16 protein-coding genes are annotated in these 16,327 nt (G+C 64.2%); 2 read left to right on the top strand and 14 right to left on the bottom strand.

What is annotated here, in order from left to right; translation table 11 throughout:
* Positions 1–52 precede the first annotated feature (52 nt).
* The 11 genes from CAG33_RS02150 to CAG33_RS02100 form a co-directional block, all read right to left on the bottom strand.
* Entirely contained in the window at positions 53–1,036 is a 984-nt protein-coding gene (locus CAG33_RS02150) for a DNA polymerase III subunit delta' (protein ID WP_085578114.1), read from the bottom strand.
* The gene (gene tmk / locus CAG33_RS02145; RefSeq protein WP_085578115.1) at positions 1,029–1,661 is read right to left on the bottom strand and encodes a dTMP kinase; all 633 of its coding nucleotides are present in this window, start codon (positions 1,659–1,661) and stop codon (positions 1,029–1,031) included. The genes CAG33_RS02150 and tmk overlap by 8 nt, the downstream gene beginning before the upstream one ends.
* Positions 1,662–1,680: 19 nt before the next feature.
* A complete protein-coding gene (gene mltG, locus CAG33_RS02140) occupies positions 1,681–2,865 on the bottom strand; it encodes an endolytic transglycosylase MltG (protein ID WP_085578116.1) in 1,185 nt (394 codons plus the stop codon).
* Positions 2,866–2,868: 3 nt separating this feature from the next.
* The gene (gene pabC / locus CAG33_RS02135; RefSeq protein ID WP_085578117.1) at positions 2,869–3,684 is read right to left on the bottom strand and encodes an aminodeoxychorismate lyase; all 816 of its coding nucleotides are present in this window, start codon (positions 3,682–3,684) and stop codon (positions 2,869–2,871) included.
* Positions 3,684–4,928, bottom strand: a complete 1,245-nt coding sequence (fabF, locus tag CAG33_RS02130) for a beta-ketoacyl-ACP synthase II (protein ID WP_085578118.1) — start codon at positions 4,926–4,928, stop codon at positions 3,684–3,686. The genes pabC and fabF overlap by 1 nt, the downstream gene beginning before the upstream one ends.
* Positions 4,929–5,035: 107 nt before the next feature.
* Complete coding sequence (acpP, locus tag CAG33_RS02125) at positions 5,036–5,272, bottom strand: acyl carrier protein (protein ID WP_085578119.1); 237 nt, start codon at positions 5,270–5,272, stop codon at positions 5,036–5,038.
* A 196-nt stretch (positions 5,273–5,468) separates the two neighbouring features.
* Positions 5,469–6,209 carry a 3-oxoacyl-ACP reductase FabG gene (gene fabG, locus CAG33_RS02120; RefSeq protein ID WP_085578120.1) on the bottom strand — a complete coding sequence of 247 codons (741 nt, stop codon included), beginning with the start codon at positions 6,207–6,209 and terminating at the stop codon, positions 5,469–5,471.
* A gap of 16 nt (positions 6,210–6,225) precedes the next feature.
* Positions 6,226–7,164, bottom strand: a complete 939-nt coding sequence (fabD, locus tag CAG33_RS02115) for an ACP S-malonyltransferase (protein ID WP_085636727.1) — start codon at positions 7,162–7,164, stop codon at positions 6,226–6,228.
* Between the two features lie 125 nt (positions 7,165–7,289).
* The gene (gene plsX, locus CAG33_RS02110; protein WP_085636725.1) at positions 7,290–8,300 is read right to left on the bottom strand and encodes a phosphate acyltransferase PlsX; all 1,011 of its coding nucleotides are present in this window, start codon (positions 8,298–8,300) and stop codon (positions 7,290–7,292) included.
* 4 nt (positions 8,301–8,304) lie between these two features.
* Positions 8,305–8,487: a 50S ribosomal protein L32 gene (gene rpmF, locus CAG33_RS02105; RefSeq protein ID WP_009406838.1), complete on the bottom strand. Its 183-nt coding sequence runs from the start codon at positions 8,485–8,487 to the stop codon at positions 8,305–8,307.
* Between the two features lie 13 nt (positions 8,488–8,500).
* Complete coding sequence (locus CAG33_RS02100) at positions 8,501–9,028, bottom strand: YceD family protein (protein WP_085578123.1); 528 nt, start codon at positions 9,026–9,028, stop codon at positions 8,501–8,503.
* 106 nt (positions 9,029–9,134) lie between these two features.
* Here CAG33_RS02100 and CAG33_RS02095 point away from each other — a divergent pair, with 106 nt between their 5' ends.
* The gene (locus CAG33_RS02095; protein ID WP_085636723.1) at positions 9,135–9,713 is read left to right on the top strand and encodes a nucleoside triphosphate pyrophosphatase; all 579 of its coding nucleotides are present in this window, start codon (positions 9,135–9,137) and stop codon (positions 9,711–9,713) included.
* 47 nt (positions 9,714–9,760) lie between these two features.
* Here the strand turns inward: CAG33_RS02095 and CAG33_RS02090 are convergent, their stop codons facing one another.
* From CAG33_RS02090 to rluC, 3 genes are read right to left on the bottom strand one after another with little or no spacing between them, the layout of a single operon-like run.
* Positions 9,761–10,750 carry a S49 family peptidase gene (locus CAG33_RS02090; RefSeq protein ID WP_085578125.1) on the bottom strand — a complete coding sequence of 330 codons (990 nt, stop codon included), beginning with the start codon at positions 10,748–10,750 and terminating at the stop codon, positions 9,761–9,763.
* A gap of 24 nt (positions 10,751–10,774) precedes the next feature.
* Positions 10,775–11,437, bottom strand: coding sequence for an HAD-IA family hydrolase (locus CAG33_RS02085; protein ID WP_085578126.1), 663 nt, complete (start codon positions 11,435–11,437; stop codon positions 10,775–10,777).
* On the bottom strand, positions 11,424–12,383 hold the full coding sequence (rluC, locus tag CAG33_RS02080) for a 23S rRNA pseudouridine(955/2504/2580) synthase RluC (RefSeq protein WP_085629685.1): 960 nt from the start codon (positions 12,381–12,383) through the stop codon (positions 11,424–11,426). Before rluC ends, CAG33_RS02085 begins: the two co-directional genes overlap by 14 nt.
* 698 nt (positions 12,384–13,081) lie before the next feature.
* Between rluC and rne the strand changes: the two genes are divergently transcribed.
* Positions 13,082–16,324: a ribonuclease E gene (gene rne / locus CAG33_RS02070; RefSeq protein WP_085636721.1), complete on the top strand. Its 3,243-nt coding sequence runs from the start codon at positions 13,082–13,084 to the stop codon at positions 16,322–16,324.
* Positions 16,325–16,327: the final 3 nt, after the last annotated feature.

Genomic DNA, 16,327 nt, shown 5'->3' with positions numbered 1-16,327 from the left:
GATCTTCAGAGTCTAGGCACACACCGCCGCTTTTGCGGCGCTCTCGCAAGCGTCAGCGCTGGGCAGGCAAGCCCGCCCACTGCACCAGCAGCGACTCCAGCAACAGCGCCGGATTGAGGTTGGCCTTGCTCAGCACCTTCTGGCGCTGGGCCAGGATCCAGTCCTGGATGTCGAGCACTTTGCCCTGGGCGCTTTTCTGCGCCAGGTACTGCACGACCTTCTGCATGTCGCTCAGACCCAGGCCGGTTTCATCCTGGGTCAACTGATAGCGCAGGATCAGGTTCGACCAATCGCAAAACCAGTCGAACAGGCGCAGCATCGGAATGTTCTTCCATTCCTCGGCCAGTTGCATCGGCGATTGCTGTTGCTTGAGCAGCTTCTTCACCCCGTCGACCACCTGCGCCCGCTGCTCGCGCACGCCCTGATTGTGCAGGGTGACCGCTGCCAGCGGCGAACCGGCGGCCAGGGTCAACAGTTCGACACGCTCGTCTTCGGAACATTCCGGCAAGGCGCCGGCCAGCCAATTCAGGCTCATCGCCTCGCCCGGCAGCGGACAGGCCTGCTGCACGCAGCGGCTCTTGATCGTCGGCAGCAGGCGGCTCGGCTGATGGCTGACCAACAGCAGCACGGTATCGCCGGAAGGCTCTTCAAGGCTCTTGAGCAAGGCGTTGGCGGCGTTGATGTTCATCGATTCCACCGGTTCGATCAGCACCACCTTGCGCCCGCCCAGTTGCGCGGTCTGCACCACAAAGCTCACCAGATCGCGCACCTGGTCGACCTTGATCGCCTTGTCGGCCTCCTCCGGCTCCAGGATGTAGTTGTCCGGATGGCTGCCGGCCTTGAGCAGCAGGCAGGATTTGCATTCGCCGCAGGCGTCCGGTGTCGGGCGCTGGCACAACAGGCTGGCCATCAGCCGTTCGGCCAACGCCCGCTTGCCGATGCCGGCAGGCCCGTGCAGCAAGTAGGCGTGGGCGTGCTGGCTGCGTCCGGCCAGTTGCTGCCAAAGGCTGTCCTGCCAGGGGTAGGCTTCAGCCACGGCTGCGCTCCAGGAGACGCGGCAGCAAGGCGTCGAGGGATTGCTGAACCTGCGCCAAGGGCTGCGCGGCATCGATCAGCACATAGCGCTTTGGGTCAGCCTCGGCCCGCTTGAGGAACGCGCCGCGCACCGCTTCGAAAAACGCCTGACCTTCCAGCTCGAACCGATCCAACCGGCCACGGGCAGCGGCCCGGGCCAGACCGACGTCCACCGGCAAATCGAAAACCAACGTGAAGTCCGGACGCAGATCGCCCTGGACAAAGCTTTCCAGCGCGGCGATGCGCTCCAGCGACAAACCACGGCCGCCGCCCTGGTACGCATAGGTCGAATCGGTGAAGCGGTCGCACAGCACCACCGCTCCCCGGGCCAGCGCCGGACGGATCACTTCGGCCAGGTGCTGGGCACGGGCGGCGAACACCAGCAGCAGTTCGGCGTCGGAGTTCATGACTTCGTCGGCCGGGGCCAACAGCACCTCGCGGATGCGTTCGGCCAGCGGCGTACCGCCGGGCTCGCGGGTCAGCACCACTTCGATGCCGGCGGCGCGCAGCCGCTCGGCGAGGTATTCGCGGTTGGTGCTTTTGCCGGCGCCTTCCGGGCCTTCCAGGGTGATAAACAAGCCAGTCACGGACAGTCCTTCATCAAATTCATTGCGTCGTTTGCGGAGCGGTCGCCTCAGGGGCCGGCGCCGGCTCCTGCGGCGGAACCGGCGGCAACGATTCCGGCGCAGCATCGGGCGCGGCGGCGGGGATCACGTCATCGCCTGCCGGTGCGGTCTCCTGCGTCGGGGCCTGGCCGGCCGGCGCAGGGCTGGAGCGGTAATCGGCACGGCGCTTGAGCTGAAACTCGCGCACCGCGTTGTTGTGCGCCTCCAGGTCGTCGGAGAACACATGGCTGCCGTCGCCCCGGGCGACAAAATACAGGCTGTTGCCTTCCACCGGGTTGAGGGCGGCATGGATCGCCTCGCGTCCGACCATGGCGATCGGCGTCGGCGGCAATCCTGGAATCACATAGGTGTTGTACGGCGTGGCTTCCTTGAGATGGGCCCGGGTCAGTTTGCCGGTGTAGCGGTCGCCCAGCCCGTAGATCACGGTCGGGTCGGTCTGCAGCTGCATCCCGAGCGCCATGCGCCGCACGAACACGCCCGCGATCTGGCCGCGCTCCTGAGGCACGCCGGTTTCCTTCTCCACCAGCGAAGCCATGATCAGCGCCTGGTAAGGCTCGGTGTAAGGTGCATCGGCCGAGCGGTTCTCCCACTCCTTGGCCAACACTTCGTCCAGGCGGTCGAAGGCCTTCTTGAGCAGTTCGGTGTCGCTCATGCCACGCACGAAACGGTAGGTGTCCGGGAAGAAACGGCCTTCCGGGAACAAGCCGCGATGGCCGATCTTCTCCATCACCTGGCTGTCGCTGAGGCCGTTGAGGGTCTGTTCGAGCTTCTCGTCCTTGGCCAAGGCGGCGCGCACCTGATGGAAGTTCCAGCCTTCGACCAGGGTCAGGCTGTACTGAACCACATCGCCCCGCTTCCACAACTCGATCAGCCCGTTGACGGTCATGCCCGGCTGCATGCGGTATTCACCGCTGTGAATCGGGGTTCCGGCCAGGTTGAATCGCCAATAGACCCGCAGCCAGAAAGCGTCCTTGATGACGCCGTCCGCTTCGAGCCCGAGGAACGTGCGGGTGGGGGTCGACCCCTTGGGAACATTCAGCAGTTCTTCCTGCGTGATGTTCAGCGGCTGTTCCAGCGCCGAATGGATCTTCCAGGCGCTGGCGCCCATCAGCAGCCCTGCCAGAACCAGTCCGGTCTCCAGCAGCAGCAAAAGTTTACGTCTCACGAATCAGGCATCCAGTAGCGCGCGGGCAATGGTTTGCAGTTTACGGGTGAGCGGACCAACCGGCCAGCTCAGTGCAGCGCAGGCACGTACCGGCCAGACGCCATAGACGCTGTTGCAGACAAACACTTCATCGGCCCATTGCAGCTGTTCGAGGCCGATGTCGGTGATTTGGGTGGCAATTCCGAGGGCACAGGCCTGTGACAGCAGCTCGGCGCGCATCACGCCGGCCACCCCGCAGCGCTTCAGGTCCGCCGTGACCAGGACGCCGTCGCGCACCAGGAACAGGTTGCTGAACACACCCTCGATCACCCGGCCGGCCTGGTCGAGCATCAAGCCTTCGGCGTGCTCGCTGTCCTGCCATTCGCTGCGGGCGATGACCTGTTCGAGTCGGTTGAGGTGCTTGAGCCCGGCGAGGAGCGGCTGGTGGGAAAGGCGCGTGCTGCACGGAAACAGGCGGATGCCCTGCTCACCGTGGGCGGCGGGATAGGACGGCGCAGGGCTGGCCTGCAGAATGCGCCGCCCCGGCGCCGTCGTGTCGGGCGCGTAACCGCGCTGGCCGTCGCCCCGGGTGAGGATGAGCTTGAGCACACCCTCCCCCATCGCAAGCGCATAGCTCGACAGCTCATCGCGGATCCGCTCGGGATCGGCCGCGATGGCCAGGCGCGAACAGCCTTCGGCCAGACGCGCCAGATGCCGGTCCAGCAGCAACGGTTGCCCGCCCCGCACGGCGATGGTCTCGAAAAGACCGTCGCCGTAGGCCAGGCCGCGATCTTTCAGCGACAGTGCGTCAGCCGGTTGACCGTCGACCCAGCAGTCCATCAGCCGGCGAACCGACGGAACGCCAACGTGCCGTTGGTGCCGCCGAACCCGAAGGAGTTGGACAGCACGACGTCGATGTCCATGTTGCGCGCGGTGTGCGGCACGAAATCGAGGTCGCAGCCATCGTCCGGCTCATCGAGGTTGATCGTCGGCGGCGCCACCTGGCTGTTGATCGCCAGCACGCTGAAGATCGCCTCGACCGCGCCCGCCGCACCCAGCAGGTGGCCGGTCATGGACTTGGTCGAACTGACCGCCAGCCGGTAGGCATGGTCGCCGAACACGGTCTTGATCGCCTGGGCTTCGGCGAGGTCGCCGGCCGGGGTCGAGGTGCCGTGGGCGTTGATGTACTGCACCTGGTCGGCGTTGATCTTCGCGTCGCGCAGCGCATTGGTGATGCAGCGCGCGGCACCGGCGCCGTCGGCGGGCGGCGACGTCATGTGGTAGGCGTCGCCGCTGGTGCCGAAGCCGATCAGCTCGGCGTAGATGGTCGCGCCGCGGGCCTTGGCGTGCTCCAGCTCTTCAAGCACCAGGGCGCCGGCGCCGTCGGACAGCACGAAACCGTCACGGCCCTTGTCCCATGGACGGCTGGCGCGGGTCGGCTCGTCATTGCGGGTCGACAGCGCACGGGAGGCACCGAAGCCGCCCATGCCCAAGCCGCAGGCGGCCATTTCGGCACCGCCGGCGATCATCACGTCGGCTTCGCCGTACATGATGTTGCGGGCGGCCATGCCGATGCAGTGCGTGCCGGTGGTGCAGGCCGTCGCGATGGCGTAGTTGGGGCCCTGTGCACCCAGGTGGATCGACAGGAAACCGGAAATCATGTTGATGATCGAGCCCGGCACGAAGAACGGGGAAATCCGGCGTGGGCCGGTCTCATGCAACGTGCGGCTGGTCTCTTCGATGTTGGTCAGTCCGCCGATGCCCGAACCCATGGCCACGCCGATGCGTTCGCGGTTGGCGTCGGTGACTTCCAGGCCGGCGTTGCGCACGGCCTGAAAGCCCGCCGCGAGACCGTACTGAATGAACAGGTCGAGCTTGCGCGCTTCCTTGACCGACAGGTATTCCTCGACATTGAAGCCCTTTACCGAGCCGCCGAAACGGGTGGAATAGGCAGAAAGGTCGGTGTGTTCGATCAGACCAATGCCACTGCGGCCAGCCAGAATGCCCTGCCAACTGCTCGGCACGTCCGTGCCCAGTGGCGACAACATACCCATACCGGTGACTACGACGCGTCTACGCGACACAGCACTCTCCTTTTTCAAATGACGATTTGCATCAGACCTAAAGAAAAAACCGCACGCCATGATGGCAGTGCGGTTTTTCCATGACAGCGAACAACGATTACAAACTATTACGCCTGATGAGCGTTAACGTAATCGATTGCAGCTTGTACGGTAGTGATCTTCTCGGCTTCTTCGTCAGGGATTTCGGTCTCGAATTCCTCTTCCAGAGCCATCACCAGCTCAACGGTGTCAAGGGAGTCGGCACCCAGGTCGTCAACGAAGGAAGATTCGTTCTTCACTTCTTCTTCTTTAACACCCAGTTGCTCGGCAACGATTTTCTTGACGCGCTCTTCGATGGTGCTCATACCTTGTTTTCACTCCTAATGGACAAATTCAGGCAGCTGGCCGGTGGGTAAGTGTATAGAAAGGCTTTTCAGCTTTTCAACTGAAAGCTTCACTCCTCGAACCCTGCGGCCCCCTGCCTATAAATAGATTGCAGCTTTATAACGGATTTTAGACAGCTCGTATGACATTTTTTTGAAGCAATCCGTCACATTTGTCTTACATGTACATCCCGCCGTTCACCGGGATTGTAGCCCCGGTCACGTATGCCGCGCCGTCGGACGCAAGAAAAGCGACCACGGATGCGATCTCTTGAGCCTGCCCCAGACGACCCAGCGGAATTTGCGTCTGCAAGGCTTCGCGCTGCGCTTCCGGCAGCTCGCGGGTCATATCGGTGTCGATGAACCCTGGGGTCACCGAGTTGACCGTAATCGAGCGCGAACCGACTTCACGGGCCATCGCACGGCTGAAACCTTCCAGACCGGCCTTGGCGGCCGCATAGTTTACTTGCCCGGCGTTGCCCATGGCACCCACCACCGAGCCGATACTGATGATCCGGCCCCAACGCGCCTTGGTCATGCCGCGCAGAACGCCCTTGGACAGGCGATACAGACTGTTCAGGTTGGTATCGATCACGTCGTACCATTCGTCGTCTTTCATGCGCATCATCAGGTTGTCACGGGTGATGCCGGCATTGTTGACCAGGATCGCCGGTGCGCCGAACTGCTCCTGGATGCTTGCCAGCACCGCGCTGACCGATTCGTCGCTGGTGACGTTGAGTTCCAGGCCGGTGCCTTGGATGCCGTGTTCCTTCAGGGTGGCGGCGATGCGCTCGGCGCCCGAGGCGGAGGTCGCGGTGCCGACGACGATGGCGCCTTGACGACCCAGTTCCAGGGCGATGGCCTGGCCGATGCCACGGCTGGCGCCGGTGACCAGTGCAACTTTACCTTGCAGACTCATGCAAGCTTCTCCTGATTCAGGCCAGCGCTGCGCGGGCGGCAGCGAAAGCGTCTGGGGTGTTGAGGTTGGAGGTCGATACGCCTTCGGCGCAGCGCTTGTTCAGACCGGCCAGGACTTTGCCCGGACCGCATTCGACCAGGCTGGTGGCGCCATGGGCGGCCAGGGTCTGCACGGACTCGACCCAACGCACCGGCTTGTACAGCTGCTCCAGCAGATCGCGCTTGAGGGTGTCCAGATCCGCCGGCACCTGCGCGCTGACGTTCTGCACCACCGGGATCTGCGGCGCCTGCCAATCGATGGCGGCGACGGCTTCGGCGAAGCGCTCGGCGGCCGGACGCATCAGCTCGCAGTGCGACGGCACGCTGACCGGCAGCGGCATGGCACGCTTGGCGCCCTTGGCCTTGCAGAGCTCGATGGCGCGGTCGACGGCTGCCTTGGCGCCGGCGATCACCACCTGGCCCGGCGAGTTGAAGTTGACTGCGCTGACCACTTCGCCCTGTGCCGCTTCGGCGCAGGCCGCCTGCACGTCGGCGTCTTCCAGGCCGAGGATGGCGGCCATGCCGCCCTGGCCGGCCGGAACCGCTTCCTGCATCAGTTGACCGCGGCGCTCGACGAGCTTGACCGCATCGGCCAGGCTCAGGCTGCCGGCGGCGACCAGCGCGCTGTACTCGCCCAGGCTGTGGCCGGCGACGAACGCCGGACGTGCGCCGCCTTCAGCCAGCCACAGGCGCCACAGGGCGATGGAGGCGGTCAGGATGGCGGGTTGGGTTTTGTCGGTCTGGTTGAGCAGCTCTTCCGGGCCCTGCTGGGTCAATGCCCAGAGGTCGTAGCCCAAGGCGTCGGAGGCCTCTTTGAAGGTTTCGAGGATCAACGGATGTTCCGCGCCCAGCTCGGCCAGCATGCCGAGGGACTGCGAACCCTGTCCTGGAAAGACGAATGCGAGGGAAGCAGACATGTAACAAGCCCCTAATGATCTTGTCGTCGAAGAATTGGCGCCCCGCCGGGGGACGCAAGAAACTGAACAGTTGGATGGCCCTTTGAACCGGGCGGTCACATTTAAGCATTGTCCGACGAAAACGCCTAAGACAACAAATCACCCAGACGACCGTGAAGACGCTCGGGCAGGTTCTCCTGAATTTCGATCAGGGCACGCTGAATGGCGCTCTGAAAGCCCTGCACCCCTGCCGAACCGTGACTTTTCACCACAATGCCCTGCAACCCGAGAAAACTCGCACCGTTGTGCCGCGCCGGCGCCAGATCGGCCTGCAAACGCTTCATCAACGGCAACGCCAGCGCGCCGACCGCACGGGACGCCAGGTTTTTCCTGAACAGCGCCTCGATCCGCGCCGCGATCATCGCCGCCAGGCCTTCGCTGGACTTGAGCAGGATGTTGCCGACGAAGCCGTCGCACACCACGACATCCGCCTCGCCCCGGTACAGCCCGTCCCCCTCGACGAACCCGATGTAATGGATGCCCCGGGCCGCCTGCAGCAGCGTGGCCGCCAGCTTGACCTGCTGGTTGCCCTTGATGTCTTCGGTGCCGATGTTCAGCAGCGCCACCCGCGGACGGGCGATGCCCAGGGTCTGCGCCGCCACCGAGCCCATCACCGCGAACTGCAGCAGATGCTCGGCGCTGCAGTCGACGTTGGCGCCCAGGTCGAGCAACTGGCAATAGCCTGTCTGGGTCGGGATGGCCGCGACCATCGCCGGACGGTCAATGCCGGGCAAGGTCTTGAGCACGAAGCGGGAGAGCGCCATCAGCGCGCCGGTGTTGCCGGCGCTGACGCAGGCCTGGGCCTTGCCGTCGCGCAGCAGCTCAAGGGCGACGCGCATCGACGAGTCCGGCTTGCCGCGCAGGGCCTGGGCGGGTTTTTCGTCCATGGTGACGACTTCGGACGCCGGCATGATCGTCAGGCGCGAGCGATCCGCAGCCGACTGGCCGCTGAGCAGTTCTTCAAGCAGGGAGGGTTGACCGACGAGGGTCAGGTGCAGCGAGGGTGTGGCGGAGAGGCAAGCGAGGCTGGCCTGAACAATGCTGCGGGGACCGAAGTCCCCGCCCATTGCGTCAATCGCGATGACTTGAGCGGACAAGTGATTACTCGTCGGCGCCCTTGTCGATCACTTTACGGCCACGGTATACGCCTTCTGGCGATACGTGGTGACGCAGGTGTACTTCACCGGTGGTTTTTTCCACGGACAGAGCGTTCGCCTCGAGAGCGTCGTGCGAACGGCGCATGTCACGGGCAGAGCGGGATTTTTTGTTCTGCTGAACAGCCATAATTGATTAACTCCTAAACGTTTGGGTCACGCTTTAACTGCGCCAATACACTGAACGGGTTGGACCGCGTTACCTCGTCCTCGCTCGGCTCGGGCTCATCTGCGCCCGCCGGCTGCTGGCATTCTTCCGGATGATGAGCAGGCACAATGGGCAAGGCGAGCAGAAGCTCTTCCTCGATCAGTGACTGCAGATCCAAAGGATCTTCGCCCAGTTCCAGCACGTCATAACCTTTCGGTAACGACTGGGTATTCGCACCCTCCTTCACCACCGCGTAACTGCATTCGCTGTGGATCGGCAGGGTGACCAGCTCAAGACAACGCTGGCAAACCATTTTGACTTCAGTGTCGATAACGCTGTGGATCACCACGGCATTACGTTCATCTCGTTCAAAAACGAATTTGGCCTGCACCGTACCGACATCGTCGGAAAGCGGGTCGCAGAGTCTCTCCAAATCGGCCAGCAGCAGCTCACCTTGAAGGGTGGCGCCACGATCAGCCAATTTGCGCGGGTCAACGTGAGGTGGAATCGGGTCATTCAACATAGGCGCAGCATTATAGGGATGCCCCCGCCCATGTCAAAGGAAATTCCGCCCTGTCCGTCAGTTGCCTGCCTCCGCTAGAATCCCGCCCCTGCCTCAGGAGACGCGAATGCTGCCTTTATTACTCGCTTCAAGCTCGACGTACCGCCGGGAATTGCTCAGCCGCCTGCGCCTGCCGTTCACCTGCCGCTCGCCGGACATCGACGAAAGCCACCGCCCGGGCGAGTCCGCCACCGAGCTAGTCAAACGCCTCGCCGAACAGAAGGCCCGCGCCCTTGCCGGCAGCCACCCCGACCACCTGATCATCGGTTCCGACCAAGTCGCCGTGCTCGGCGAGCGCATCATCGGCAAGCCGCACACCTTCGAAAAGGCCCGCGAACAACTGCTGGCCGCCAGCGGCGCCGGCGTCACCTTCCTCACCGGCCTGGCCCTGCTCAACAGCCGCACAGGCCACTGCCAGATCGACTGCATCCCTTTCACCGTGCACATGCGCATCCTGGACGAAGCCCGCATCGAACGCTACCTGCGCGCCGAACAGCCGTACGACTGCGCCGGCAGCTTCAAGGCCGAAGGCCTGGGCGTGAGCCTGTTCCAGCGCACCGAAGGCCCGGACGCCACCAGCCTGGTCGGCCTGCCGCTGATCCGCCTGACCGACATGCTGCTGGCCGAGGGCGTGCAAATCCCTTGACCACAAAAAACCGGCCCTCAAGGCCGGTTTCCGTTGTCAGCAAGCGCTCAGCGCAGCGACGGACCGTGAAAGCCCATCCACATCGCCAACTGCTCGGCCACGCTGGCGCCGAGCTTCTTGGAGAAACGGTCGAACGGCGATTCCTGCACCGTGAAGTCCACCAACTCCTTTTCGCCGATCACGTCACGGGCCACCGAACTGGCGTTGCCCAGCCCGTCGATCAACCCCAGCGGCAAGGCCTGCTCGCCGGACCAGACCAGGCCGGAAAAGAGCTCAGGGTGCTCCTTGTCCTTGAGCCGGTCGCCACGCCCCTTCTTGACGCTGTTGATGAACTGCTGATGCGTCGTGTCCAGCACACCTTGCCAGAACGCGGTCTCTTCAGGCTTCTGCGGCTGGAACGGATCCAGGAATGACTTGTGCTCACCAGAAGTGTAGGTGCGACGCTCGACCCCCAGCTTCTCCATGGTGCCGACGAAGCCGTAACCCGCCGCCGTCACGCCGATGGAGCCCACCAGACTGGCCTTGTCGGCATAGATCTGGTCCGCCGCACTGGCGATGTAGTAGGCACCGGACGCCCCGAGATCGGAAATCACCGCATACAGCTTGGTGTCCGGATTGAGGCCGCGCAGGCGCTTGATCTCGTCGTACACGTACCCGGACTGCACCGGACTGCCGCCAGGACTGTTGATCCGCAGGATCACGCCCTTGACCTTCTTGTCCTCGAACGCCGCCCTCAGGCTGCCGACGATGTTGTCGGCGCTGGCCGGCTCCTTGTCGGCGATCATGCCGTTGATGTCGATCAACGCCGTGTAGTTCGAGCCGCGGGTGGCGTTCTTTTCCATGTCCATCAGCGGCGTGAACAGGATCAACGCAACGAACAAGTACACGAACGTCAGCAGCTTGAAGAAGATCCCCCAGCGCCGCGAGCGGCGTTGTTCCTGCACGCTGGCCAGGAGGGTCTTCTCCAGCAGCTTCCAGCTCTTTGCGTCACCGTCGTCGGCACTTGCCTTGGCCGGTGCTTTCCATTCGTCGGTCATGCCATCCACCCCAGCGAAAACGTATTAGGCCTGCTGCCCCAGCCAGGCATGCAATTGGGAAAAGCGATCGATCGCCAGGCGCGGCTCGAACACCTGCAACGCCTCGATCGGCTGAGCGCCGTAACTGACCGCCACCGACCCCATGCCGGCGTTGCGCGCCATCTGCAGGTCGAAGGAAGAGTCCCCGACCATCAGCGCCTGCGCAGGCTCCACGCCGCAATGGGCGAGGATCTGCTCAAGCATCAGCGGGTGCGGCTTGCTCGCGGTCTCGTCGGCGGCGCGGGTGATATCGAAATAATCTTCCCAGCCGTGCGCCCTCAGCACCCGATCCAGACCGCGCCGGGCCTTGCCGGTCGCCACCGCCAGGCGGTAGCCGTCGGCGCGGAACGATTCCAGCGATTCCGCCACGCCCTCGAACAGCGGCGAAGGCACGGCTTCGGCAGCGATGTAGTGATCGGCGTAGTGCCCGCGGAAGGCGATCAGTTCATCATCGCCGATCTCCGGGTACAGCGTGCGGATCGCCTCGGGCAACCCCAGCCCGATGATGCCCTTGACGGCAGAATCATCGCGCAATTCAAAGCCGGAACGCTCGGAGGCGACGTGCATCGCCTCGACGATCCGACCGATGGAATCGGCCAGCGTGCCGTCCCAATCGAAGATCAGCAGCTCGTAGTCAGGGTGCCGCACTGAGTCGCTCCACGGTCTTGGCCCACATGTCGTCCACCGGGGCCTGCAATTTCAGTTCACCGCCGTCGGGCAGCGGCACCGTCAGCATGTACGCATGCAGAAACAGACGCTTGCCGCCCAGCTCGCGGATTTCCTTGGTGAAATCGTCATCGCCGTACTTGCTGTCACCGGCGATGCAATGCCCGGCATGCAGGGTGTGCACGCGGATCTGGTGGGTACGCCCGGTCACCGGCTTGGCCTCGACCATGGTCGCGAACTCGCCGAAGCGGCGCAGCACCTTGAACACGGTCAACGCTTCCTTGCCCTCGTCGTTGACCTCGACCATGCGCTCACCGGAACGCAGGTTGCTCTTGAGCAACGGCGCCCGCACCTGCTTGATCGATGTGGCCCAATGGCCGCGCACCAGCGCCATGTACCGTTTGTCGACGCCGTCGCCGCGCAATTGCTCGTGCAAGTGGCGCAGCATGCTGCGCTTCTTGGCGATCATCAGCAGGCCGGAGGTGTCGCGATCGAGGCGGTGCACCAGCTCCAGCTCCTTGGCATCCGGACGCAACTGACGAAAGGCCTCGATCACGCCGAAGTTCAGCCCGCTGCCGCCGTGGACCGCAATGCCGGCAGGCTTGTTAATCACGATCAGGGCCTTGTCTTCGTAGACGATCGACTCTTCCAGGCGCTGCAGCAGGCCCTGGGCGACCGGCACCGGCTCGTCGCGCTCAGGCACGCGAACCGGCGGCACGCGCACGACATCGCCGGCCTGCAGCTTGTACTCAGGCTTGATCCGACCCTTGTTCACGCGCACTTCGCCCTTGCGCAAAATGCGGTAAATCAATGTCTTGGGCACACCCTTGAGGCGGGCGAGAAGGAAATTGTCGATTCGTTGGCCGGCATATTCCGGCGAGACCTCAAGCATTTGAACGCCGGAAGTCGGAGGGGTCGTAGTCGTCATGGCGCGGATGATAACAATTTTTATGGAATTGAAGCACTTAATCATTGCTGCTATAGTCGCGAACGCCGCCAAAAGCGGCCTGGACAGCGGAACCACGGTCAAAGACCGGCCCTGACCAACGCAATTCACCAGGACGCAAGGCCGTCCTACGGGGCTTTCGCTACGTAACGGTGGAGTTTGCAGATGCAACGAGCGCAGGTGACATGAGGCCTGATTCACGCCGCCAGGCAGAGTTTCCACTCGCCAGGCGCGCCATATTCACGGCCAGTTCACAAAGTGCAGTCGTCTGCGGATGACCCCGAGCGAAGGCGTCGGAAACATCGCCTGAAAAGCCATGATGCGTGACCTCCCCAAACCGGAGCTCACGGTAAATGCCAACCCGCTGCGGATTCTGCGCGCGGCAGCACCCGAATTATCAGGGATACGTGTAGGGTGGAGATGCACAACCGCTGGACTGCGTAGCGACAGGCTTTATCAAGACGCTTCATCCCGTCCGCAGCCGCCGGTTGATTCCTCCTCCTGACTGAGTGCTTAAGTAGCCACAGCAAGCAGGACGCGTACGTCGCGATACCCGCGCCACAGGCCGGACATCGCTGGACACGGGAATGGCCAGCCACTCCCGACGCACCTGACACCGACCGTGAGAAGTCGTGTGTGCCGAACGCCGTTTCCGGCAGCCCGGAAACCGACGGTACTACATGAAAAGAATGCTGATTAACGCAACTCAACCCGAAGAGTTGCGTGTTGCCCTGGTAGACGGCCAGCGCCTCTACGACCTGGACATCGAGTCCGGTGCCCGCGAGCAGAAGAAGGCCAACATCTACAAGGGCCGCATCACTCGCATCGAACCTAGCCTCGAGGCCGCCTTCGTCGATTTTGGCTCCGAGCGCCACGGATTCCTGCCCCTTAAAGAAATCTCCCGCGAATACTTCAAGAAAGCCCCCGAAGGCCGCGTCAACATCAAGGACGTCCTGAGCGAAGGCCAGGAAGTCATCGTCCAGGTCGAGAAAGAAGAGCGTGGCAACAAGGGCGCCGCCCTGACCACCTTCATCAGCCTGGCCGGCCGTTACCTCGTCCTGATGCCGAACAATCCGCGCGCCGGCGGCATCTCCCGCCGCATCGAAGGCGAAGAGCGCAACGAACTGCGCGAAGCGCTGAACGGCCTGGTGGCTCCGGCCGACATGGGCCTGATCGTGCGCACCGCAGGCCTTGGCCGCAGCAGCGAAGAGATGCAGTGGGACCTCGACTACCTGCTGCAGCTGTGGACCGCCATCAAGGAAGCCTCGCTGGACCGTTCCGCGCCGTTCCTGATCTACCAGGAAAGCAACGTCATCATCCGCGCCATCCGCGACTACCTGCGCCAGGACATCGGCGAAGTGCTGATCGACAGCGTCGAAGCCCAGGACGAAGCCCTGACCTTCATCCGCCAGGTGATGCCGCAGTACGCCAGCAAGATCAAGCTGTACGAAGACAGCGTGCCGCTGTTCAACCGTTTCCAGATCGAAAGCCAGATCGAGACCGCCTTCCAGCGCGTCGTCGAACTGCCGTCCGGCGGCTCCATCGTCATCGACCCGACCGAAGCCCTGGTGTCCATCGACATCAACTCGGCGCGCGCCACCAAAGGCAGCGACATCGAAGAGACCGCCCTGCAGACCAACCTTGAAGCCGCCGAAGAGATCGCCCGTCAGTTGCGCCTGCGCGACATCGGCGGCCTGATCGTCATCGACTTCATCGACATGACCCCGGCCAAGAACCAGCGCGCCGTGGAAGAGAAAGTCCGCGAATGCCTGGAAGCCGACCGCGCCCGCGTGCAGATCGGCCGCATCTCGCGCTTCGGCCTGCTGGAGATGTCCCGTCAGCGCCTGCGTCCGTCCCTGGGCGAAAGCAGCGGCATCGTCTGCCCGCGCTGCAGCGGCACCGGCATCATCCGTGACGTCGAGTCGCTGTCCCTGGCGATCCTGCGCCTGATCGAAGAAGAAGCCCTGAAAGACCGCACCGCCGAAGTCCGCGCCCAGGTGCCGATCCCGGTGGCCGCGTTCCTGCTCAACGAAAAACGCAACTCGATCACCAAGATCGAACTGCGCACCCGCGCCCGCATCGTCATCCTGCCGAACGACCACCTCGAAACCCCGCATTTCGAAGTTCAGCGCCTGCGCGACGACAACCCGGAAGCGGCGAACAACCAGTCCAGCTACGAGATCGCCGCTGCCGCCGCCGAAGCCGAAGAAGCCCAGCCGACAGCCGCGACCCGCACCCTGGTACGCCAGGAAGCGGCCGTCAAGACCGCTCCGGCCCGCGCCAACGCTCCGGTTCCGACCGAAGCCGTCGCCCCGGCCCCTGTGGCCCCGGCCCCTGTCGCTGCGCCTGAGCCAAGCCTGTTCAAGGGCCTGGTGAAATCCCTGGTCAGCCTGTTCGCCAGCAAGGAAGAGCCTGCCGCTCCGGTCGCGGTCGAAAAACCGGCCACCGAACGCCCGGCCCGCAACGAAGAACGCCGCAACGGCCGTCAACAGAGCCGCAACCGTAACGGTCGCCGCGACGAAGACCGCAAGCCGCGCGAAGAGCGTGCGCCGCGTGAAGAACGCGCACCGCGCGAGCCTCGTGAAGAGCGTCAGCCACGCGAAGCCCGTGAGCCACGTGAACTGCGTGAGCCTCGCGAAGCCCGTGACGATGCGCCGGCTGCCCGCGAAGAGCGCGCACCGCGTGCCCCGCGTGAAGAACGTGCGCCACGCGCACCGCGCGAAGACCGCAAGCCACGCGGCGAGCGTGAAGAGCGCGTGCGCGAACTGCGCGAGCCTCTGGATGCCGCACCGGCCGCCGCCGCTGAAGAGCGTCCGGCGCGTCAGCCACGCGAAGAGCGTGCGCCGCGTCCTCCGCGTGAAGAGCGTCAACCGCGTGCCGAGCAGGCCGCTGCCGCCGTGGCGGAAGAGGAACTGAACGCACAACCGGTCGTCGGCGAAGAGCAACTGCCGGAAGACGGTTCGGAAAGCGCCGAAGGCGACCGCCCACGCCGCCGTTCCCGTGGCCAGCGCCGTCGCAGCAACCGTCGCGAGCGTCAGCGTGATGCCAACGGCAACGTGATCGAAGGTTCGGACGAGTCCGAATCCGGCGAAAACGTACCGACGCCAGCCGCTGCCGACCTGGCCGCCGGCCTGGCGGTCACCGCTGCCGTCGCCGGCACCGTGATCAGCGCACCGGCCGAAGCCGAGGCCAACGAACAGGCCGAACGCGCCACCGCCGCCGTCCAGGACGCTGCACCAGCGGAAGCGCCGGTCGTCGAAGCGACCTCGCCGGTGGAAGCGATTGCCGCACCGGAAGTCGAAGTGGCTCCGGCCCGCGAAGAACAGCCTCAGGCTGAAGCGGTCGCCGAACCAGCCGTCGCCGAGGCACCGGTCGTTGTCGAAGAGTCGGTTGTCGAAACCGTCGCTGAAACCGTGACCGAAACCGTGCGTGAAGTCCGCGAAGAGCAGACCGCATTCAACTGGGCCGCCGAGCCTGCTGCCGAACCTGCCGTCGCCGAAACGCCTGCGCCTGCGCCTGCCGTTGAGGCAGCGCCGGTTGAAGAAGCCAAGGTAGAGGAAGCGGCTGTCGAGCCGGCTCCAGCCGTCGAAGAAGCGCCAGCCGTCGCCGAAGCTGCACCAGCGGCAGAAGCGGCTCCGGCCAGCGCCCTGAGCCCGAGCGGCCGCGCACCGAACGACCCACGTGAAGTGCGTCGCCGCAAGCGTGAAGCCGAAGCCGCTGCTGCAGCCGCCGCTGCCGCAACCGTTGCCGTCGTGGAGCCGGTCGCTGAAGCCGTGGTCGAGGCAGCCCCTGCCCCGGTCGCCGAAGAAGCCACTGCGCCGGTTGAGTCCGTGATCGACGAAGCGCCGCGCTCCGTACAGGAAGCGGTCGAGCAGCACGAACGGTCCGAGGAAAAAGAACACGAGAGCAAACCGCTCGTCTGATTC

This window comes from Pseudomonas sp. B3(2017) (genome assembly GCF_002113595.1).
Taxonomy (GTDB): Bacteria; Pseudomonadota; Gammaproteobacteria; order Pseudomonadales; family Pseudomonadaceae; genus Aquipseudomonas; species Aquipseudomonas ekonensis.
The sequence above is the reverse complement of the archived record's forward strand: the minus strand, read 5'-3'. Positions and strand labels throughout refer to the sequence as shown.

What these genes read in the sequence shown, in the direction of transcription:
- pabC (WP_085578117.1), bottom strand. Translation starts at nt 3,684, where the DNA reads ATGGACTGCTGGGTCGACGGTCAACCGGCTGACGCACTGTCGCTGAAA.
- acpP (WP_085578119.1), bottom strand. Translation starts at nt 5,272, where the DNA reads ATGAGCACCATCGAAGAGCGCGTCAAGAAAATCGTTGCCGAGCAACTG.
- fabG (WP_085578120.1), bottom strand. Translation starts at nt 6,209, where the DNA reads ATGAGTCTGCAAGGTAAAGTTGCACTGGTCACCGGCGCCAGCCGTGGC.
- fabD (WP_085636727.1), bottom strand. Translation starts at nt 7,164, where the DNA reads ATGTCTGCTTCCCTCGCATTCGTCTTTCCAGGACAGGGTTCGCAGTCC.
- rpmF (WP_009406838.1), bottom strand. Translation starts at nt 8,487, where the DNA reads ATGGCTGTTCAGCAGAACAAAAAATCCCGCTCTGCCCGTGACATGCGC.
- CAG33_RS02100 (WP_085578123.1), bottom strand. Translation starts at nt 9,028, where the DNA reads ATGTTGAATGACCCGATTCCACCTCACGTTGACCCGCGCAAATTGGCT.
- CAG33_RS02095 (WP_085636723.1), top strand. Translation starts at nt 9,135, where the DNA reads ATGCTGCCTTTATTACTCGCTTCAAGCTCGACGTACCGCCGGGAATTG.
- CAG33_RS02090 (WP_085578125.1), bottom strand. Translation starts at nt 10,750, where the DNA reads ATGACCGACGAATGGAAAGCACCGGCCAAGGCAAGTGCCGACGACGGT.
- rluC (WP_085629685.1), bottom strand. Translation starts at nt 12,383, where the DNA reads ATGACGACTACGACCCCTCCGACTTCCGGCGTTCAAATGCTTGAGGTC.
- rne (WP_085636721.1), top strand. Translation starts at nt 13,082, where the DNA reads ATGAAAAGAATGCTGATTAACGCAACTCAACCCGAAGAGTTGCGTGTT.